This is a genomic window from Legionella antarctica (genome assembly GCF_011764505.1).
Classification (GTDB): domain Bacteria; phylum Pseudomonadota; class Gammaproteobacteria; order Legionellales; family Legionellaceae; genus Legionella; species Legionella antarctica.
Genome location: NZ_AP022839.1, coordinates 312113 through 330809, shown reverse-complemented (window position 1 = coordinate 330809; position 18697 = coordinate 312113). Strand labels below are relative to the sequence as shown.

Sequence of the window (18697 nt, the reverse complement as noted above, 5' to 3'; positions counted from 1 at the left end):
ATGACTTACGTTTGATATGGAAAAACATCAGTTTTACAGAAAAACCGTGTCAATAGGTATTTTGAATATTTTTAAAGAATTCCGCTTGCTGACGCGCGCGGCTCGGATTAATCCGGACTCAGTGGCAGACACTTACCCGGCGATTCTGACAGGATACACAGAACGGTATTTAAGATTACTCTTGTTCTCTACTCTTCTAACTTCAATGGTGCAGTGTTGCGCATTAGAAGGCTGATATAAAAATGATGAAAAGTTGACTTGCCTGGCCCTTCGGCGTCCTGTGACTTGTTCTGAGAGATAATCAAATTTTTTAAGACCATCTCCCAGCAGGGCGGCAGGTAGGCAATTACAGATAAACTATCAATAATCCCAGATAAGGACATAAAATATACAGATTATCCGTATCCTGTCAGAATCGCCGGGTAAGTGTCTGCCACTGAGTCCGGATTAATCCGAGCCGCGCGCGTCAGCAAGCGGAATTCTTTAAAAATATTCAAAATACCTATTGACACGGTTTTTCTGTAAAACTGATGTTTTTCCATATCAAACGTAAGTCATGCAATATGCATGCCCTAAGATCCCCAAGATCACAATGTAGCCCCTTTCACTAATAAAACATCTCCCTCCTGAGGTCAGATTTTTTCTTAGCCCTTAGTGGCGTTAAAACTCGAAAAATGCGTTCAAAAAAAGTCATGTTATGATTGCCGTATCAGCATTAGTAACGCAGTGGTAGATGATGAAACGCCAAGAAATCAAACAAGTTTTAGATGAGTTAACAAAAGATATCGATAGTCTTGCCGACAAAAAGGCCGTGACTATCATTAAGGTATTGGTTAATTTGGTCGAAATGCTTGCCGAAGAAAATGCTTTGCTCAGAGAGGAAAACCAAGTATTACGTGATGAGATAAACCGCCTTAAGGGTGAACAGGGCAAACCTAATATTCGCGGTCAATCCAAAGGTAGCAATGGCGATAATACAGGCAATTCCAATCATTCATCTGAAGGAGATCGCAATAAACGTGGTAAAGGGAACAATAAAAACACAGGCAAAGACAAAAAAAACGTACGTATTGATAGACGTGTTACGATTGCTCTGGACAAAGCAACGCTGCCAGATGACGCCAAGTTCAAGGGTTTTGAGATTCGAATCATCCAGGATCTAAAAATCATCACGGATAATGTTGAATTCAAGCTGGAAACGTATTACTCACCATCTTTGAAAAAAACCTTTATTGCGCCGATTCCTGGCGAATATAAGGGCAGTGAATTTGGTCCTGGGGTTAAAGCGCTGGTCATCACATTATACCGTGATGCAGGGATGACGGAGAGCGCCATTGAGCGCTTTTTAAAAACATGTGGTATTCAAATATCACATGGTAAAATTGCTTCCATGCTGACAGAAGGCAATGATATTTTTCATCAGGAAAAAGAAGATATTGTCGATGCCGGTAGCAACGCAGGCTTGTACCAGCAGATGGATGACACAGGCAGTCGTGTTAACGGCAAAAATCACTACACCCATGTTTTATGTAATGACTTTTTTACAGCATACTTCACTCGTCGTAAAAAAGATCGCTTGACCTTATTGGAGTTGCTGTGTCGAGACCAATTAAAGTTTATGTTTAATCAGGAGGCTTATGAGTTAATGGATGAGTTTGGTCTCGCAAAAAAATGGTTGGATCAAATTAAACCAATGCTGCATGCACAACCCCTCACACGTGAATCAATCGATAGTTTGATGGGAACACTTTTTCCAAATCCAAAAAAACACAGCACGAATCGACGCATAATTCTTGAGTCAGCAGCTCTTGCCTATTATCAGCACTCGAAATACTTCATCCATTATTTAATGACAGATGATGCGCCTCAGTTTAATAAATTGGCCCTACATCATGCGCTGTGCTGGATCCATGAAGGTCGTCATTATAAAAAACTCACTCCATTCTCAGATATGAATCAGAATATATTGGCTGTATTTCTTGAGCAATTATGGGATTTCTACCATGCATTATTGACTTACAAGACGGCTCCATCTCAATCAATGGCCCAACAACTATCAATGCAATTTGATACTTTGTTCGCAACCACGACAGGCTATGATGTTTTAGATCAACGCATTGCAAAGACACGTGCTAAAAAACAAGCGTTATTATTGGTGTTAGACCATCCATTTCTGCCATTGCACAACAATGCCTCTGAATTAGGGACACGGTTTCAAGCAAGGATACGCGACATCAATCTCCAAACGGTCTCCCAAAATGGCACCAAATCAAAGGATACGTTTGCCACGATTGTACAGACGGCCAGAAAACTGAAAGTTAACGTTTATCAGTATATTTACGATAGGGTGACTAAAAAATTTGAAATGCCATCATTGGCTGAATTAATCTTACTTAAAGTGCGGCAGGTTCCATGCACCACATAAGCATCTCGAGATAATTCCGCTTGCTGACGCGCGCGGCTCGGATTAGTCCGGGCTCAGTGGCAGACACTTACCCGGCGATTCTGACAGGATACGATTATCCTTTAAATAAACCACAACAATTTGAAAACCAGGAATCTTGTTCTAAATTGGACTCAGAGTCCGATTCATACTTAAAACTACTAGCCAGTGCTGTTTCAGGCCCGTTTTTTCTTGCTCTCAATTGGGAGCTGAACATTCCATTGGGGTTACTTGTGGCCGTTACTACTTCAATGGGCTTTACAGTTTGAACAGCTATTTCCTGTTTTTGTTTTTCTTCTTCTTTTTCTTGGTTCGCTGCCATTGCCTGAGCGATGAATCTAAATGGGTTTTGCTGATCGCAAGCTTTAGGACACATCATTTCAAGATGACGACTGATGTCATGGCGAGTCTTGGCATCTAACTGGGCCAGCTTCTCACCAATGGACTGTTCATGTCCCTTTAATAATGATGAACAAAGTGTGGTAAATTCCAGACACAAATCAACATTAAATTCAGGGCTGGAGAAAAATAGCTCAGGTTTATCACCCAATAAAAACCGCTCGATCTCTCGATTCACTATAAAGGCGTTAGCTGTTTTTGTCGCAAGTTCGCTATGGTCGAATGTGTTATTAATATGATGCGCTAGCTGACTGCGACTGTGTGTCGGGGTGGTCAGAGCCAGTCTTACTGCAATGGCAGACTCATTCTTCTCTAAAATCTTTAGGGCTAAATCCTTAAAAGGAGTAAATAATTCGTCATTAACTTCCTCATTCGTTAGTAACTCATAAGGGCATTGTTGGGTGGGATCTAATAATTCAAGCACTCGTTTTTTTACTTCGTGAGCATGAGAAATCACTGTGTGGAAGGATTCGTCTTCTGTTTCACTTTTTAATGAATTAATTGCAAGGCCGAAATTGTCCAATTCCTCCTGTGGACAGGCTAATATCATGCGCGAAGCTAAATTTTGCTTCTCTTTAGTTGATAATTTGTTTAACTCCTCGCGGTGCTCTGCTAATGCATCACTGGTACCAAGTTCCTGGTATGGATTTTCCAACTGTTTTATTTGTTCGAAGGTGAAGGTCATTTAAATCTCCTTATAAGCTCAGCAGCAGCTGATATTGGTTTGTTCAATATTGTAGCGAGACTATATTAACGGATTCCAATTAACCTGTCATGAAATTACCCTAAAGTTTTTCCAACGAATGTCGAATAAGTAGTTAGATGCCCGTGTTTGCCTTAAAAAATACAATAACAACAAGGAGTAGGCAATGTCTAAGAATCACTTATTACAAGACCCCTTTTTAAATGAACTACGCAAAGAAAAAGTCCCTGTATCTGTTTTTTTAGTTAACGGTATTAAATTACATGGCGTAGTTGATTCTTTTGATCAATATGTAGTGATGTTAAAAAACTCCATTACTCAAATGGTCTACAAACATGCTATATCAACAGTTGTTCCTTCTCGTCTTGTGAAAATTCCTATGGATGAAGCAGCAACTGGTGAGGATGCTGGAACTGTGGCAGACTAGGCTACTTTTGTTTTTTGGGAAGTTGGATAGTGTTTGAACGTCCGCAGGGTGGTGAGAGAGCAATTTTGGTGCAATTAGCAGTACCTGGGATTGAGGCTGAGGAGGCATTGGCTGAATTTAAAGAGCTGGCCCTTTCAGCACGTGCAGATATACTGGATTGTGTTCTAGGCACTCGCGCAACCCCTGATGCCAAATATTATCTGGGAAAAGGTAAGGCAGACGAAATTAGCCAATTGGTCAAGGCGCTGGATGCGGAACTGGTTTTGGTCAATCATGAATTATCACCATCTCAAGAGCGCAATCTGGAGCGATTGTTTGAATGTCGTGTGGTTGATCGAAGTGGGTTGATTTTGGATATTTTTGCTCAGAGAGCGCGTACATTTGAAGGCAAACTTCAAGTTGAACTGGCGCAATTACAACATTTATCCACCAGACTTATTCGAGGCTGGACTCATTTGGAGCGCCAAAAAGGCGGTATCGGCTTGCGTGGTCCTGGTGAAACTCAATTAGAAACAGATAGACGCTTATTGCGTGAACGGATCAGATCGATTAACAAACGATTGGAAAAAGTGCGTTGTAGCCGGGAGCAAAATCGTCAGTCGCGACGAAAAGCAGATCTGTGTACTGTTTCATTAGTGGGATACACCAACGCAGGAAAATCAACCTTATTTAACGCCCTGACTGGCGAGTGTATCTATGTCGCCAATCAATTGTTTGCAACTTTGGATCCCACCATGCGGAAATTGGATTTACCCGGCTCCTCTGCGGTAATTTTAGCTGACACGGTGGGATTCATTCGAGATTTACCGCATCATTTAGTGGAGGCATTTCGAGCAACATTAGAAGAAACCCAACAAGCAGATCTACTAGTGCATGTCATTGATATTTCTGATCCCCACTGGCGAGATAGTGTTTTTGCCGTACAAAAAGTATTGGACGAATTAGGTGTAAATGACATTCCAGTTATTCAGGTTTTTAATAAGATTGATTTACAGGAAGGATGGCTGCCAAAGATTGATTATACAGAAGGCTTTTGCAAAGTATGGATTTCAGCTGCCTCGGATTTAGGGCTTGATCTTTTAAAAGAAGCAATCGCTACTCAATTACATGGAGTAGTTCTCATTGAGAATGTAGTAATAAAGCCCACCCAAGCTAAACTGCGTGCTCAATTATATCAACTGGGCTCCGTATTAACTGAGTCTATTAGTGAAGAGGGTGATTGGATATTAAAGATTAGAATAACCAACGCACAAAAACAGCGGTTGTTCGTATGAAGAAATCAATTTTTTTGAAAGTTAGTGATACGGATTACTGAACGTATTATCTATGGATGAGAGAGTCTGAGTAGTTCCCGGTACAAAAACGGGGCTTGTACTTAACAAAAAATGCTGCCGAACATGAATTATTAATCTTAAGTGCTATAATTATATTAACAACTTCAAAATTAAACACAATAATTTATGGAGTTATGATGATTAAGCCGCAAAAGCCAAAAAATGAAATACAGCGATTACAGGCTCTTCAAAATCTGAATATTCTCGATACCAAATCTGAAGAGCGATTTGATTGCATCACACGTGTTGCTCAAAATTTATTTCACGTACCGATTGCTTCAGTTTCATTTGTTGATAAAGAGCGAGAATGGTTTAAGTCCAAATACGGTTTGCAATTTGAGGAAACACCAAGAGAAATCTCTTTTGGCGCCCATGTTATTCTTAAAGAAGAAATCATGATCGTTAATGATGCCTTGAATGATATCCGCTTTAAAGATAATCCTTTAGTCTTGGGTAATCCTGAAATTCGGTTTTATCTAGGTTGTCCTTTAAAAATTAAAGGACTATATAACATTGGAACCCTATGCTTAATTGACCATAAAGCTCAACAATTCAGTGATGCTGATATAGGTATTGTTAAAGACTTGGCGGCAATAGTTGAAGCCGAGTTTGATGCCCATTGCTCCACCATCGATGAGCTCACCAGTTTATCCAACCGGCAGGGCTTGCTTCCGGTTGGAAAACAAATAATCAAGCGATGTAATCAGTTTGATAGAAACCTTTTATTGCTCTATTTTGACATAAATAACCTTAAGTCCATTAATGACAAATATGGGCATGATGAAGGGGATAAGGTTTTAAAAATATTCGCGCAGCAATTATTAAAAAATTTCCGTGGTTCTGATGCATTTGCTCGCTTGGGAGGTGATAAATTTTGTGTTTTATGCCCCGGAATGTTTAAAGAACATCTTCCCAAGGTCATGAAAAGACTACAAAATAAATTACTATCTGTTCAAACAAACTATCCAATTGAGTTCAGCATGGGAGCTTTTGCCTATGATCGTGCGCATCATTCAATAACTTCCCTTGTTGAAGAGGCTTACGAAAAATTATATGAAGACAAAAGACGTTACCACTAGTTTTAGAGCGGACAGCTGAAACCTGTTATAGCCTAGTCCGAATAGATCGTTTAGCTCGCCCATACTGGATGCAGTGCTACCTCTTTTTTAAAAGCCTCCATCTTTATTTTTGTCGCAGGTTTATTTCGATTCTTTTGGGATTCTATATGAACATCCCAACGGACTACACTTGCTTTGCCTATTCCAAAACGGATGGCTGCTTCTTCAATGCTTAAATTTCTGCAGCTCTTATTTTTAATGCTTTTTGCGAAAATCTAATGAGTACGTCATAAGTAATTGATAGTAATCAATTTATTCGGAATCGGCTATACGTAATATACCAACGATCAGTAGTAACAAGAGGATACCCTAATGGATATGATGCTTAAAAAAACGGGCTGGCTATAGAAAAAGCTGGTTAGAAACTAAAGGAAATTTGGCCGAGATTTGGGGGCTGTCGACGGTCCCTGGTTAGATGGTATTAAATTATGCACAACCAGTCGGGGCACAGCTTGTATGATATCAATCTATGGTTAATAAATATATTTTTCTGTTACCATCGGTCACATAAAGTATTGTAGTGGTTAATTTATTCTATTGATTTACAATTGGGCCGCATCCTACCAGTTTTAAATTAAATTTTGTAAGGAATCATATCTTGGGTAAAAAATATAAAAAAACAGGAAGCTATGAGAAGTACCTAGATTGGGACTCAGGGCCATTGCGTATCGAGGTGGAATATAGCAGCAATCAATCAGCTGTGAAAATAAATAAAGTGTGTGTATTAGGATACACAAAGCACAAGGAATACAGGCTTGGATGGGAATTTTTAAGTCCTGTATTGCACTTAGAGTTTAATAGTAACGAGTCACTAATGGCTTTCTTTAACATGTGTCCAGATAGCATCAAAGCTCTTCCAAGATCGAGCCGATCCGGGGAAATTAATGAAAATTACAAGCTTTTGGGTACAGCTGATGAAAAGATCGCAATTTCAATTAGGGGCTATCATGGTCTGGAAGTTTCTTTTCAGGTATGTAATCAACAGTATTTTGGCTCTAAACATCAACCCATTAAATTTGAAATACATGATGTTCCATTTGAAAGTGTATCGATATGGAAAGATCTTTTGCTTACCATGTATCTATTCGATGAGTTTGATGCAAGAACTATAAGGGAGTTGTTTTTCGCTTTTAAAGTTGCTGATTTTTTCTGCGAGGAGGATGTGATAAAATTAGCCCGGGATAATTACTTTGATATGGCATTTCATTTAGCGACACTTGTAGATGAACGTTTTAATCGTGGTTTACTCTGTCAACTAGGTGAATATTGTCTATCAAAGTTTCAAACAAAAAACGCAGAGCTCTGTTATCAAGAAATAATATCGTCTGGCTTTAAAAATGGCTACCACAAAGCAAGTTCAAGGATGATACAACTTAACGGTAGGGTATCTGAAAAAGATGCAATAAACGCAAGAGAACTGATGTTTTTGCATGAACTGCAATCCGAATGCAAAGATTACCAGCGAATCGATGACTTGTTCCATTCTATAAGCGGTTTATCCGCTCAAAACCCCATTACTAAGAATGTATACTCCCCATCCAGTTTGTTTGCAATCGCTCAGCAAATGAAAAGATTAGTTCAAGAGAATGCCAAGTTAAAACAAGAAATTACTAGTTTAAGCTCCTCACCTGCGACTGATGAGACCAATGAAAAAAACAATAGCCCTGGTTTTTTTAAATAAAATGGAGCGATTCACCTAATTTTTAAAATTTTTGAAAAAGTCAGATTAGAGTGTAGGTCTTACGAAAAGCGGCTCCGTTACAAAAAGTGATGTAGCATATGGGGTTGTGCTGATAGATGCGACAGAAACATTGCCTATAATCAATTTACTCGGACCAAGACTGTAAAAGTCTGGTTAAGAGATCCTCGGTTTTTGTTGGGCGTTTTCTGCTAAGACCTGCTCCAGTGTCTCTGCCGTTTGCCCGCCATATAAAGTTTTAACCAGCTGTCCTTTGGGATTGAAGATAAAAGTTACTGGTACCCCGGTAATATCGCCAAGATGTAAATCATTAGAAGGGTCTTTAAGTAAATTGGGATAATTGATCTTATGCCTTTTGATTAAGTTTTTTTGTTCGCGTAAAGACAGCGCGTCGAAATTGACAGCAAATAAAGCCACCTGTTTTTTTTTGTGACTTTGATAAAAGCGATTAAATTCAGGGATTTCATCAACACAAGTCTGACACCAACCGGCCCAATAATTAATGAACACCCATTTTCCTTTGAGAGATGAAAAAGGGGTAATTTGGCCATGGGTATCTTCAAATAAAACATTCGTCAGGCTAAAAGAAGATGAAGCCATAAAAATAAGGGTAGATAGCAGAAATTTTCGAATCATTCTCATAGTCACCTCTTGGATAAGCGCGTTCAGTTTAGCATATCTTATTCGTAGGGTGACTTTTATTATCTTAAATAAGTATCTCTTTTCTGGATGATTGCCCATAGGAAATCATGATTTTTTGAACTATGCTATTAATAATAAAAGGTTTAAGAGATGAGCATGAAAGCAATTGAGGTTGGACAATTAATTGATGGCAGGTTAATGCGTGAAGGTGCAGGGGTTAAATTAAATCGTTATATTGGTGCTGACAGAACCAATGAATTCGAACCGATTTTACTCTTCGATTATTTCGACAGCAGTGACTCACTAGATTACATAGGTGGTTTCCCTCCTCATCCACATCGTGGTTTTGAGACAGTGACCTATCTGCTGCATGGTGCTCTTACTCATGAAGACAATCAAGGTCATAAAGGTGTCCTCCGAAGTGGGGATGTGCAATGGATGACCGCTGGAAAAGGAATTATCCATTCCGAAATGCCCTCTGCATCCAGTGGTCGGTTGCAGGGGCTTCAGCTGTGGTTGAATTTACCTGCTGCAAAAAAAATGGTTGAGCCGCGCTATCAGGAACTGCTAAGTTCGCACTTGCCCCTTGAGACTAAAGAGTGCGGAGCTGTAATTAAAGTAATTGCAGGCAGAACGGATCAAGGGACGAGATCGCCCATAACGGGTATTGCTACTAAACCTTTATTTTTGGACATTCGCTTGCCGGCAGGCACCTCTGTTCAACAGCACATCCTTAGGGATTACCAAGCAATATTATTTGTTGTTTCTGGGGAAGTAGGGGTTGGTCAACAAAAAATTAAGCAAGAAGTATTGGCAGGGCTTACCGCAGGTGATCTACTCACCCTAAAGAGCGAGCAGGATAGTCACTGTTTATTAATTGCCGCTGCAAAACTGCATGAACCAATTACCCGTTATGGTCCTTTTGTAATGAATACTCAAACAGAGGTAATGCAAGCTTTGGACGATTTTCGTAATGGTCGCTTTTAGCCCCTTACGTGACGTCAGGAGAGAACGACGGCTCTCCTGCTGCCGCTTGCGAATTAAGCCATACTCCGATTAACGACTCCATCTTTTTTCGGGCTGTACGCAATGATTTAGAGTCTGAACCTGCAGGACTACGCAAGTCATCACAATGAGCTGCTCGTTCAATCAGGTAATAATCGAGTTTGGTGTTACCTGCGTTCCCATTTTTTTCCGCAAGAGACAAGAGAGACCAGGGATCGTTTTCGCCATTAGTGAACAGAATATTGGAAACCAATTCATTCATTAAGGGATAATAAAAGGTCTCATTTAGGTAGGCGGTATTTGCCGGTTCATTCATACCAAATAAACGCTGGCATACCTGACGATGATAGGCCAGATTAATTAGAGAAGAGCGTGTCGATTGAGAACTATCGGGATTAGCATTTTGCCAATAACCGTATTCAGTGCATGATTGATAATACCATTGTCTCATGCCTATTTTTTTATAATCAGCAGTCTCTTCACTCATGGCTCCTTGAGCGGTTAGTTCTAAAGCAGTTACTCCCATTGATTGATATAAATCCTTGGCAAATTGAGCATATCCCTCAAGAGGGGTTGGGCTAGAGGACAAAGAGGCACAAAAGGAGTCCCTCATCCCATACTGAATAGCTGCAGCACCCGTATCCGCAATAAGATATAAGAAATCTACCGTATCGTGAACGGCAGATGCTTCGAATAAAGTCTTCATTTGGTTTAATTTTATCTGATCATTGAGGGTTGCTTCTACTGCATCAATTACTTGACGTATGTGTTTGGCACATTGAGGGCCAGCAACCTCTGTGACATGAGTATCATATTCAAAAAAATCTTCTTTAGCCATAACGGGCGCGGAAGAGGCTAATGAACCTGCCACTAAATAGGGAAATTTCATGCGATAATAAGCTGATAAAGAGCCGGGATAAGAGCCACCAAAAGCTATCCATTTACCTGTCCAGTTCTGAGCCTTAGTAAGCTGACGCTGGAAATAAGCCAAGTCATCAAGTGCCTGTTCCGTTGTTAAATATTTTAAGTTCTGAGTGGAAAAAGATTCCAAAGGGATACTTTCACCATAATATCGATGCTCCAGAGCAACCAGTTTGGCATGGTATTTTTTTGCATAAGTCCTGATAGATCCGTTAAGGGCTCTTTTGGAGCAGCTTGATTCACCGCAGATATAAAAAAACACGGGGTCATCTTTAGCTTTGCTGAAGGTCTCATCAATGTAGTAACGTTGGGCGAAAGTTTCTGTCAAGGGGCTATGATGATCTGTTCTCTGAGTAAATTGAAACTGGTGGATGGTTTTGGCGGCAAATAACGGTTGTGCTTGCTCCTGTTGTCTTTGCATGTAAAGAGCCACAGGACCTGAAAAAGCGGTCGAAAGAGTGGTTAGCAAAGCAAAACCAAGCGATATTATTTTTCTGGTAAACGTCATCATCTAACTCATCCTTGATTGGGTTACGGTTAACTGGTTAACTACATAGCACCTGTTTTGGGTTCTAACTTCTTGATGTAATCACTTTGATGATATTGCTTATTCGGCAGTTAGGGAAGGCAAAGCAAAGGGCGAAATAAAATAAACCATTCATAATTGCTCTTAAAAAAACCTCTTTTAAGCACCAAAATCCCTCTCATGACTGAAGAGAAAAATTGCACCTTGGTCTTTTTTGTGTCATTATGGTGCGCATTGTGTGAATATATAGGTATCTCTGTGTTAAAAAAAAGCATATTCTTCTCTCTGGTTTTTAGTTCACCCATCCTTTTAGCTGCCCATGCAGTTGACTTATATCAAGCCCCTTTAGACAGTCTAAATCAATTTCATTTAGGACAGGCCCCAAAAAAAACGGCACGTGCAATAGGTTCTTCTGCAGCAGAAAATAACTCCTTACAACAAGTGAATCAAACCCAACAAGATAATAAGACCATTATTCGTTATCAACAGCTATACAAAGGCATTCCGGTAGTCGGTGCGCAAATTATGATTACCAAAAGAGTAAATCAAGGCATCAATGCTCAAAGTAATGTTCTGGTAAATGGACATTTATTGGATGATGTTCAAATTAATACCCAGCCAGCACTTAACGACCAACAAGCTATTGATTTAGCCAAAAAAACCTATTTTAGTGTCAATCCTGCGGCAGAAACCCTGCAAGAGAAAAGTCAATTACAAATTCGACCCGATCAGGATGAGGAATTAAGACTGGTCTATTTGATATCATTTAAAAGCGTACAAGGGAACAATAAACCTGTATGGCCTTTCTTTGTTATTGATGCCCAAACAGGTGTTGTAGTGCAACAATGGAATAACATTAAAACTTATTTGGATCATGGTCCTGGTGGTAATGAAAAAGTGCACCAATACTGGTATGGTAAAGACGGACTGCCTGCTCTTGATGTGACTCAAAAGGGCAGTCAATGTGTGATGGATAATCCAAAAGTAAAGTTGGTTAATGTTGAATCAAGTTGGGATTGGAGCAATCTTAAGGTTAAACCTTTCCAATACCCATGTAATAAAAACGTTGCAGAAAATATCAATGGTGCGTTCTCTCCGAGCAACGATGCCTATTATTTTGGCCATACTATTGTTGACATGTATCGAGACTGGTATGGGTTAAATGCATTACAACAGGCTAATGGCTCACCCATGAAATTGGTGATGCGTGTTCATTTTGGCCAAAGTTATGACAATGCCTTCTGGGATGGACAGTCCATGTCTTTTGGTGATGGCGACGAGTTTTATCCTTTAGTCTCTCTGGATGTAACGGGGCACGAGGTTACCCATGGATTTACCGAACAGCACTCGGGTCTCGAATATCATGATCAATCTGGCGCCCTTAACGAGTCGATGTCCGACATGGCAGGCCAGGCCTCTCGAGCCTTCCTTCTAGCAAAAACTCCTCTACTCTATGGTAAAGCGTATCTCCAACCTGATGAGGTTACCTGGGGTATCGGTGAAACTATTGTTCGTGATTCATTTGGTAAAGCCTTGCGGTTTATGGATTTTCCTTCATCTGATGGGAGCTCAGCAGACTGTCTGGATAAACAATTAGCCCGGAGTAATGGTGGTTACTGTGCTATTAGCTATGATGAATTAGTGGATTTCGCCAATTCAAAGATCGCAGATCCACAAGATAGGCAAAGCTTTATAGTGCATACTGCTAGTGGTGTATTTAATAAAGCATTTTATTTGCTGTCTAAAAGCATCAGTATTAAAACGGCTTACCATGTAATGATCATTGCGAATACTAGATACTGGACTCCAGGTACAGATTTTAAATCAGGTGCATGTGGGGTTATTTACGCCGCTAAAGACTTATCTATAGATAGCAATCTGGTCAAAAATGTTTTTGACCAAGTGGGTGTTGACACCTCAGGCTGTTCTGTCTGATTGGATGCACAAGCTGCTCTCAGGCAAAAAATAGTGCCGGTAGAGCAGCTTTTTCCACATAAAATTGAAGAGCCTTCCTCTTTGTATTCGCTTGATTCATTAAGGATTTTTTTTACTCTAAATGATGTTTGCCGAACAAAAAAACTAGTATATACTGTTTTTTAGCATCCATCGTTTTGGGTTTTGGTGGTTTTAAATCTGCGACATAAAATTCTTATTGACTGTTTAGTCTGTATTGAACTTTTAATTTAGTATTGGGAACAGAATGACCATTCTTTTAATTACTCTTGGCATCATAATATTGAGTTTATTCTGTGTTGTTGTGATGATTTTAAAACTTTGTCGTCAGTCTTCTGATCCGCTAACTTCTAGCCAATGTATTAAATTAATAGCTAGCGGAATCATTGCTTTTATTGCCGATACGTTAGGGGTTGGCAGCTTCGCTGTCAATGTGGCTTTAGCCAAATTGTTGGGTACTTTTCGTGATGATGAACTGCCCGCGGTAAATAATGGGGCACAAGTAATACCAGGCACTATAGAGTCTTTATTTTTTATGCATTTGGTTGATGTCGATTTAACGACCCTTTTAACCCTGGTTGCTGGAGCTTGTGTTGGTGGTTTGTTGGGTGGATTTGTAGTAAGCCAGCTCAGTAAACAAGCAATTCGCCTGGCGATGATCTGTTCCTTTGCATTAATTATTGTTCTTTTAATATCGCATCAATTTCGTTTATTACCCGTAGGTGGTGATTTAATGGAGCTTCATTCATGGAAGTTAGTCATTGGGTTTTTTGCGCTAGTAATTTGTGGGGCGTTGACCTCTGTCGGTGTGGGATTGTTTGTGATGGTTCAAGGAGTGTTATTTTTGATGAATGTTTCGCCTGTAGTAGCTTTTCCCATCATGACTACTGCCGGAGCAATGCAACAACCTCTAACTACTTTGGTATTTTTACAGCAGAATAAAATTCCTTTAAAGAAAACACTGATCTTAAGTCTTTCAGGCTGCTTGGGCGTGCTGATTACCATTCCTGTTTTTACCCAGCTAACCATTACTTGGTTACATTTACTTTTATTATTTATATTAATTTATAATTTACTTGCTATTGGTCATACGTATCTAAAATCAAAGCCGATGAAAGAGCCTGTTCGGAGGTCTGGTGGGCTTGCCGCGGCTGAATAATGGTCAATTTTGCAACATTAGTCAAGGATAGACTTATGAAAAAATTAATATGTATGGTTTTAGGATTACTCTTTTCAGCTTTTTGTTTCGCAGCAGACAAGCGTTTTGATACCATGGTTATTTTTGGAGACAGTCTGTCTGATACCGGGAATTTATACCGTTATATGTGGTATAAATTCCCGGTCTCTCCACCCTATTTTCAAGGCCGTTTTTCAAATGGGATTCTATGGGTCGAGCAACTTTATAATTCTTATTATCCTCAAGAGTATTCAGAAGGGTTCCAAAATTATGCTGTAGGAGGTGCTGGCGCTGTTTTATCTTATAAACAGAGTCTGCCCTTTACTCTCGCGATTGAATTAAATGATTATCTTTACTGGAATACTTATGGCAAGAAGGAGTCCAGTTTATATATGATTTGGATAGGGGCTAATAATTACTTGAATGGCCCAACGAATATAGATGATATTACCGACTCCGTAGTTGATGCGATTGAGGTTACAATAGAACGTCTTATCAGTTATGGCGGAAATAAATTTTTTATACCCAATATACCGGATCTCGGGCGGCTGCCTCAGGCCGCAGACACCCATCTTCAGACGCTGCTTACTGAGCTGACAATAGTCCACAATCGTAAATTAGCCGCTAAAGTTGATGCATTGAAATTAAAACATACAGATGCAACCTTTGTTTATTTTGATCTTTATTCCTTTTTTAATGGTGCAATAGATCATGCGCAGGATTATGGTTTTTCAAACGTGGTCGATCCTTGTTATATGGGAAGTTACTCTGGTTGGTTGCTTCATTATCGACCTGATGATCAATCTTTATTTGGTTTTCTAAAAGAGCAAGATCCCAGATTTGATTCAGCACACTGGGAGATGATTAAAAATAATCCGGAGTTAAGAGAAGCTGCGTCTGCCAGTTATCTATATCAATTAGCACCCTTTAAAAATAAGGCGGAGCCGCTTAATTGTGATGGTTATGTATTTTGGGATCATGTTCATCCTACGGATAAGGTCCATTATTATATTGCACAACAGGCACGTGAGGCACTCGATGCGGTTGGTTTGGAAGCCTTTATCTCTAATACATAGATCTCGTGGAATCAGTTACTTCTCTAAAGCCTGTGGTATCGGGCTTTAGACATCTATAGTATAATCAGCACAATTTTTATTACAGTGAATGCTATGGAAGAACCAGTCAGTAAATCACAGAAGAAAAGAGAGGCCGATTCGTTGCAGAAAATTGGCGTGGCATTTATTGAACTCAGTTTGACCAAACTGGACTCTCTGCCGCTTACTGATAATTTGCGTAAAGCGATTATCGATGCCAAATCAATTAAAAGTCATGGAGCAAAGAGACGTCAGGCTCAATTAATTGGAAAGCTGATGCGGGCTGCTGATTATGAGGCAATTCTTACCGCTTATGAACAAATCCTGGAAGAAGATAGTGCTGTCACAGCAAACTTTCATGAGGTAGAACTCTGGCGTGACAGGCTAATAGAAGATGGTAAAGATGCCCTGACCGAGTTTATTAATATTTACCAACCAGAAGACGTACAGCAATTAAGACAGTTGATTAAAAAAGCAGTGGAAGATCGGCTAAAGGAAAAAAATTCAGGTGCTGCCAAGGTGCTTTTTCGTTATTTAAGGTCCTCTATAAAATGAATTACTCGTTGTTTATAAGCTGTCCTAAAGGATTGGAATATTTACTGGAAGAAGAAGTTAAGGCTCTGGGATTGATTGTGACCCGCGTGAATCCCCAGGGAGTTTATGGGGATGCCAGTTTATTGGTTATCTATCAACTTTGTCTTTGGTCCAGAATAGCCAACCGGGTTCAATTAATTTTGTTTAGTGGTCATACTGCTAATGAACAGGCTTTGCATCAGTTATGTACAGAATTCCACTGGCAAACCGTTTTTACTCATGACAAAACCATCGCGATTGAATTTCATGGTGCTTCTGAGCAAATACGCAATACGATGTATGGTGCCCAGGTGGTGAAAGATGGAATAGTGGATCATTTTCGCAGACTAAACGGTTCTCGGCCTTCTGTTGATAAAGAAAGACCTCAGGTTCGTATTCATGCGCACTTAAAAAATGACATTCTAACCGTTAGTTTTGATGTGACAGGGTATAGTTTGCACCAAAGGGGTTATCGGGGTAAAGCGGGAATGGCTCCCTTGAAAGAAAATGTTGCCGCGGCATTATTAGTACGTGCGAAATGGCCTGAATTGGCGGCTAAAGGTTACAGTTTACAGGACCCGTTTTGTGGTGCGGGTACATTGATTATCGAAGCAGCTATGATGGCTGCTCATATTGCCCCAGGTTTACTGCGTCACGATCAGTCGTTGCAATATTGGGCACAGCATCAGAGTACCTTGTGGGAAAAATTACGTTCTCAAGCCTTACAACAAGTCAAGCCGCTTGCGGTTAAATTATTAGGAACAGATGCAGACAGCAGATCAATATCAATAGCACATGCCAATGCAGAGCGTGCCGGGGTTTTACCCCTGGTTACATTTGATACCCTACCCGTGAAAGAGATTAAACCTTTAGTGAATAAAGGCTTGCTGGTATGTAATCCTCCTTATGGCGAACGATTGGGGGACGCCACCGGACTTGTTCCTGTTTACCAGCAGCTGGGGATTGCCTTGCATCGCCACTATCAAGGTTGGCAAGCTGCTGTTTTGACCTCCAATCCATTGCTGGCCAAAGCCATAGGACTTCGTGCAGGAAAACAATATACTTTGTATAACGGTCCATTGGAGTGTAAATTATATTGCCTCACTATTTCAGTTGAGAATGAATTAAAAGGGGCTATGAGTAGTACCTTATCTCCTAACGCGCAAATGCTGTTTAATCGCCTGGAAAAAAATTACCACCATTTAAATAAATGGGCGAAAAAAAATCATATTTCCTGTTATCGAGTCTATGATGCTGACTTACCAGAATATGCGTATGCTATTGATCTCTATAATGATTATGCGGTGTTACAAGAATATGCCGCCCCATCCAGTATTCCCGTTCATAAGGCTGAGAAGCGTAGCCTTGAAGTGATGCAAGTTGTTCCCAGGGCGTTAGGGATTGCAGTAGATAAATTAGTGGTTAAACAGCGTAAACAACAAAAAGGTACTGAACAATATCATAAAATGGATCAAAGGCATCATACTATGATCGTTTCGGAAGGTCAGGCCAAATTAAAAGTAAATTTATATGATTATTTAGATACGGGCTTATTTTTAGATCATCGCCCTTTACGTTTACGCTTCGCCGAATTGAATCCTGGGACGCGATTTCTTAACTGTTTTTGCTACACGGCAAGTGCCAGTGTACACGCTGCATTAGCTGGAGCTGTCACCACAAACGTGGATCTTTCCAATACCTATCTGCGTTGGGCAGAAGATAATTTCAGATTAAATCATATTGCTTTAGCCAAGCATCAATTTGTACAGCTCGATTGTCGTGAGTGGATGAAAACAACTCGCGATAAATTTGATGTGATTTTTTTGGATCCCCCCAGTTTTTCTAATTCAAAGCGGATGATGGATACTTTGGATATTCAAAGAGATCACGTTGCTTTATTAAACTCGGCCATGCGGTTGTTAAATCCTGATGGTGTTTTGTACTTTTCTACCAATTTTCGCCAATTTAAACTGGATCTCCAGCTTGAAGAGAAGTATGCGGTAGTGGATATCACCAGTCAAACCATAGATCAGGACTTTAAACGCAATCACAAAATTCATCATTGCTTTAAAATCAGGATGCCACAATTTTCAGGGGAATAATACTGAGTTTGACAGCGGTTAGTGCAACTTGCCGCTATCAATCTACTCAGGTTACTTAAGGCTCCTGAACGTCAGAATAAAGAAAAATCTAGCTTTGGTTCAGCTGCAAAGCCCAGCAAACATAAAGATTTTTTTACATACCTGGCGGTTGACCCCCATAACCAACCAGTCCATAACCACCCATCCCATAACCGCCAAATCCTCGGCCGCCCAATCCGTAACCTAAATAATCTACCCGCCTGGAGAATAAGTCGTCCGTTCCTGAATAAACGTATGTCCTGTTATAATTAGAACCATAATAGGTTTTTGCCGTGCAACCCGTCAAAAATGCAATCGGTACTAGCAGTAATATAGTGATAATTATTTTTTTCATAAACACATCCTTGCATGTATATGTACTGTAATTATACTACAAGAGTGTTAATATGGCAGAAAATAGATTGTTTTTCTGAGCGTTTCTTCCCGTTTTGAAAAAAACAAACCCCAAAAACAGTTATTTTGGACAACTACAAAACACAGCCCTACTGTCTTTTTGAAGAGTAGGCAGTTAATTGGTACTGGAACTCTCAGTATGTTTTTAG

At 39.9% G+C, this 18697-nt stretch carries 15 protein-coding genes; 11 read left to right on the top strand and 4 right to left on the bottom strand.

Annotated elements, in window-relative coordinates; translation table 11 throughout:
- The first annotated feature begins 733 nt into the window (after positions 1-733).
- Complete coding sequence (locus tag HRS36_RS01665) at positions 734-2425, top strand: IS66 family transposase (protein WP_173235423.1); 1692 nt, start codon at positions 734-736, stop codon at positions 2423-2425.
- Positions 2426-2519: 94 nt separating this feature from the next.
- Here the strand turns inward: HRS36_RS01665 and HRS36_RS01660 are convergent, their stop codons facing one another.
- Positions 2520-3527 carry a lpg0008 family Dot/Icm T4SS effector gene (locus tag HRS36_RS01660; RefSeq protein ID WP_173235915.1) on the bottom strand — a complete coding sequence of 336 codons (1008 nt, stop codon included), beginning with the start codon at positions 3525-3527 and terminating at the stop codon, positions 2520-2522.
- 184 nt (positions 3528-3711) lie between these two features.
- Between HRS36_RS01660 and hfq the strand changes: the two genes are divergently transcribed.
- The 4 genes from hfq to HRS36_RS01640 all read left to right on the top strand — a co-directional run bounded on the left by hfq (position 3712) and on the right by HRS36_RS01640 (position 8105).
- Positions 3712-3972 carry an RNA chaperone Hfq gene (gene hfq, locus HRS36_RS01655; protein WP_173235913.1) on the top strand — a complete coding sequence of 87 codons (261 nt, stop codon included), beginning with the start codon at positions 3712-3714 and terminating at the stop codon, positions 3970-3972.
- A gap of 29 nt (positions 3973-4001) precedes the next feature.
- Entirely contained in the window at positions 4002-5246 is a 1245-nt protein-coding gene (gene hflX, locus HRS36_RS01650; RefSeq protein ID WP_173235912.1) for a ribosome rescue GTPase HflX, read from the top strand.
- Between the two features lie 194 nt (positions 5247-5440).
- Positions 5441-6385 (top strand): sensor domain-containing diguanylate cyclase, encoded by a 945-nt coding sequence (locus HRS36_RS01645; protein ID WP_226905544.1) that lies wholly within the window; start codon positions 5441-5443, stop codon positions 6383-6385.
- A 637-nt stretch (positions 6386-7022) separates the two neighbouring features.
- Positions 7023-8105, top strand: coding sequence for a hypothetical protein (locus HRS36_RS01640; protein ID WP_173235911.1), 1083 nt, complete (start codon positions 7023-7025; stop codon positions 8103-8105).
- A gap of 174 nt (positions 8106-8279) precedes the next feature.
- On the opposite strand, the gene HRS36_RS01635 is transcribed toward HRS36_RS01640, so the two are convergent.
- Positions 8280-8765, bottom strand: coding sequence for a TlpA disulfide reductase family protein (locus HRS36_RS01635; protein WP_173235909.1), 486 nt, complete (start codon positions 8763-8765; stop codon positions 8280-8282).
- A gap of 156 nt (positions 8766-8921) precedes the next feature.
- On the opposite strand from HRS36_RS01635, the gene HRS36_RS01630 reads away from it, so the two are divergent.
- A complete protein-coding gene (locus HRS36_RS01630; RefSeq protein ID WP_173235907.1) occupies positions 8922-9752 on the top strand; it encodes a pirin family protein in 831 nt (276 codons plus the stop codon).
- 4 nt (positions 9753-9756) lie between these two features.
- On the opposite strand, the gene HRS36_RS01625 is transcribed toward HRS36_RS01630, so the two are convergent.
- Positions 9757-11202 carry a S28 family serine protease gene (locus tag HRS36_RS01625; RefSeq protein WP_226905542.1) on the bottom strand — a complete coding sequence of 482 codons (1446 nt, stop codon included), beginning with the start codon at positions 11200-11202 and terminating at the stop codon, positions 9757-9759.
- A 273-nt stretch (positions 11203-11475) separates the two neighbouring features.
- On the opposite strand from HRS36_RS01625, the gene HRS36_RS01620 reads away from it, so the two are divergent.
- The 5 genes from HRS36_RS01620 to rlmKL all read left to right on the top strand — a co-directional run bounded on the left by HRS36_RS01620 (position 11476) and on the right by rlmKL (position 18116).
- On the top strand, positions 11476-13152 hold the full coding sequence (locus tag HRS36_RS01620) for a M4 family metallopeptidase (protein WP_173235905.1): 1677 nt from the start codon (positions 11476-11478) through the stop codon (positions 13150-13152).
- Between the two features lie 265 nt (positions 13153-13417).
- The gene (locus HRS36_RS01615) at positions 13418-14329 is read left to right on the top strand and encodes a sulfite exporter TauE/SafE family protein (protein WP_173235902.1); all 912 of its coding nucleotides are present in this window, start codon (positions 13418-13420) and stop codon (positions 14327-14329) included.
- A 35-nt stretch (positions 14330-14364) separates the two neighbouring features.
- Positions 14365-15423: an SGNH/GDSL hydrolase family protein gene (locus HRS36_RS01610; protein WP_173235900.1), complete on the top strand. Its 1059-nt coding sequence runs from the start codon at positions 14365-14367 to the stop codon at positions 15421-15423.
- Positions 15424-15516: 93 nt separating this feature from the next.
- Positions 15517-15996 (top strand): ribosome biogenesis factor YjgA, encoded by a 480-nt coding sequence (gene yjgA / locus HRS36_RS01605; RefSeq protein WP_173235898.1) that lies wholly within the window; start codon positions 15517-15519, stop codon positions 15994-15996.
- Entirely contained in the window at positions 15993-18116 is a 2124-nt protein-coding gene (rlmKL, locus tag HRS36_RS01600) for a bifunctional 23S rRNA (guanine(2069)-N(7))-methyltransferase RlmK/23S rRNA (guanine(2445)-N(2))-methyltransferase RlmL (protein WP_173235896.1), read from the top strand. The genes yjgA and rlmKL overlap by 4 nt, the downstream gene beginning before the upstream one ends.
- Before the next feature lie 133 nt (positions 18117-18249).
- Here rlmKL and HRS36_RS01595 read toward each other — a convergent pair whose 3' ends face one another.
- Positions 18250-18489 (bottom strand): EexN family lipoprotein, encoded by a 240-nt coding sequence (locus HRS36_RS01595; RefSeq protein WP_173235894.1) that lies wholly within the window; start codon positions 18487-18489, stop codon positions 18250-18252.
- Positions 18490-18697 lie beyond the last annotated feature (208 nt).

Bases quoted from the DNA above. Each gene is read 5' to 3' on its own strand.
- HRS36_RS01665 (WP_173235423.1), top strand. From the start codon at position 734: ATGATGAAACGCCAAGAAATCAAACAAGTTTTAGATGAGTTAACAAAA.
- HRS36_RS01660 (WP_173235915.1), bottom strand. From the start codon at position 3,527: ATGACCTTCACCTTCGAACAAATAAAACAGTTGGAAAATCCATACCAG.
- hfq (WP_173235913.1), top strand. From the start codon at position 3,712: ATGTCTAAGAATCACTTATTACAAGACCCCTTTTTAAATGAACTACGC.
- HRS36_RS01645 (WP_226905544.1), top strand. From the start codon at position 5,441: ATGATGATTAAGCCGCAAAAGCCAAAAAATGAAATACAGCGATTACAG.
- HRS36_RS01635 (WP_173235909.1), bottom strand. From the start codon at position 8,765: ATGAGAATGATTCGAAAATTTCTGCTATCTACCCTTATTTTTATGGCT.
- HRS36_RS01630 (WP_173235907.1), top strand. From the start codon at position 8,922: ATGAAAGCAATTGAGGTTGGACAATTAATTGATGGCAGGTTAATGCGT.
- HRS36_RS01625 (WP_226905542.1), bottom strand. From the start codon at position 11,202: ATGATGACGTTTACCAGAAAAATAATATCGCTTGGTTTTGCTTTGCTA.
- HRS36_RS01615 (WP_173235902.1), top strand. From the start codon at position 13,418: ATGACCATTCTTTTAATTACTCTTGGCATCATAATATTGAGTTTATTC.
- HRS36_RS01610 (WP_173235900.1), top strand. From the start codon at position 14,365: ATGAAAAAATTAATATGTATGGTTTTAGGATTACTCTTTTCAGCTTTT.
- yjgA (WP_173235898.1), top strand. From the start codon at position 15,517: ATGGAAGAACCAGTCAGTAAATCACAGAAGAAAAGAGAGGCCGATTCG.
- rlmKL (WP_173235896.1), top strand. From the start codon at position 15,993: ATGAATTACTCGTTGTTTATAAGCTGTCCTAAAGGATTGGAATATTTA.
- HRS36_RS01595 (WP_173235894.1), bottom strand. From the start codon at position 18,489: ATGAAAAAAATAATTATCACTATATTACTGCTAGTACCGATTGCATTT.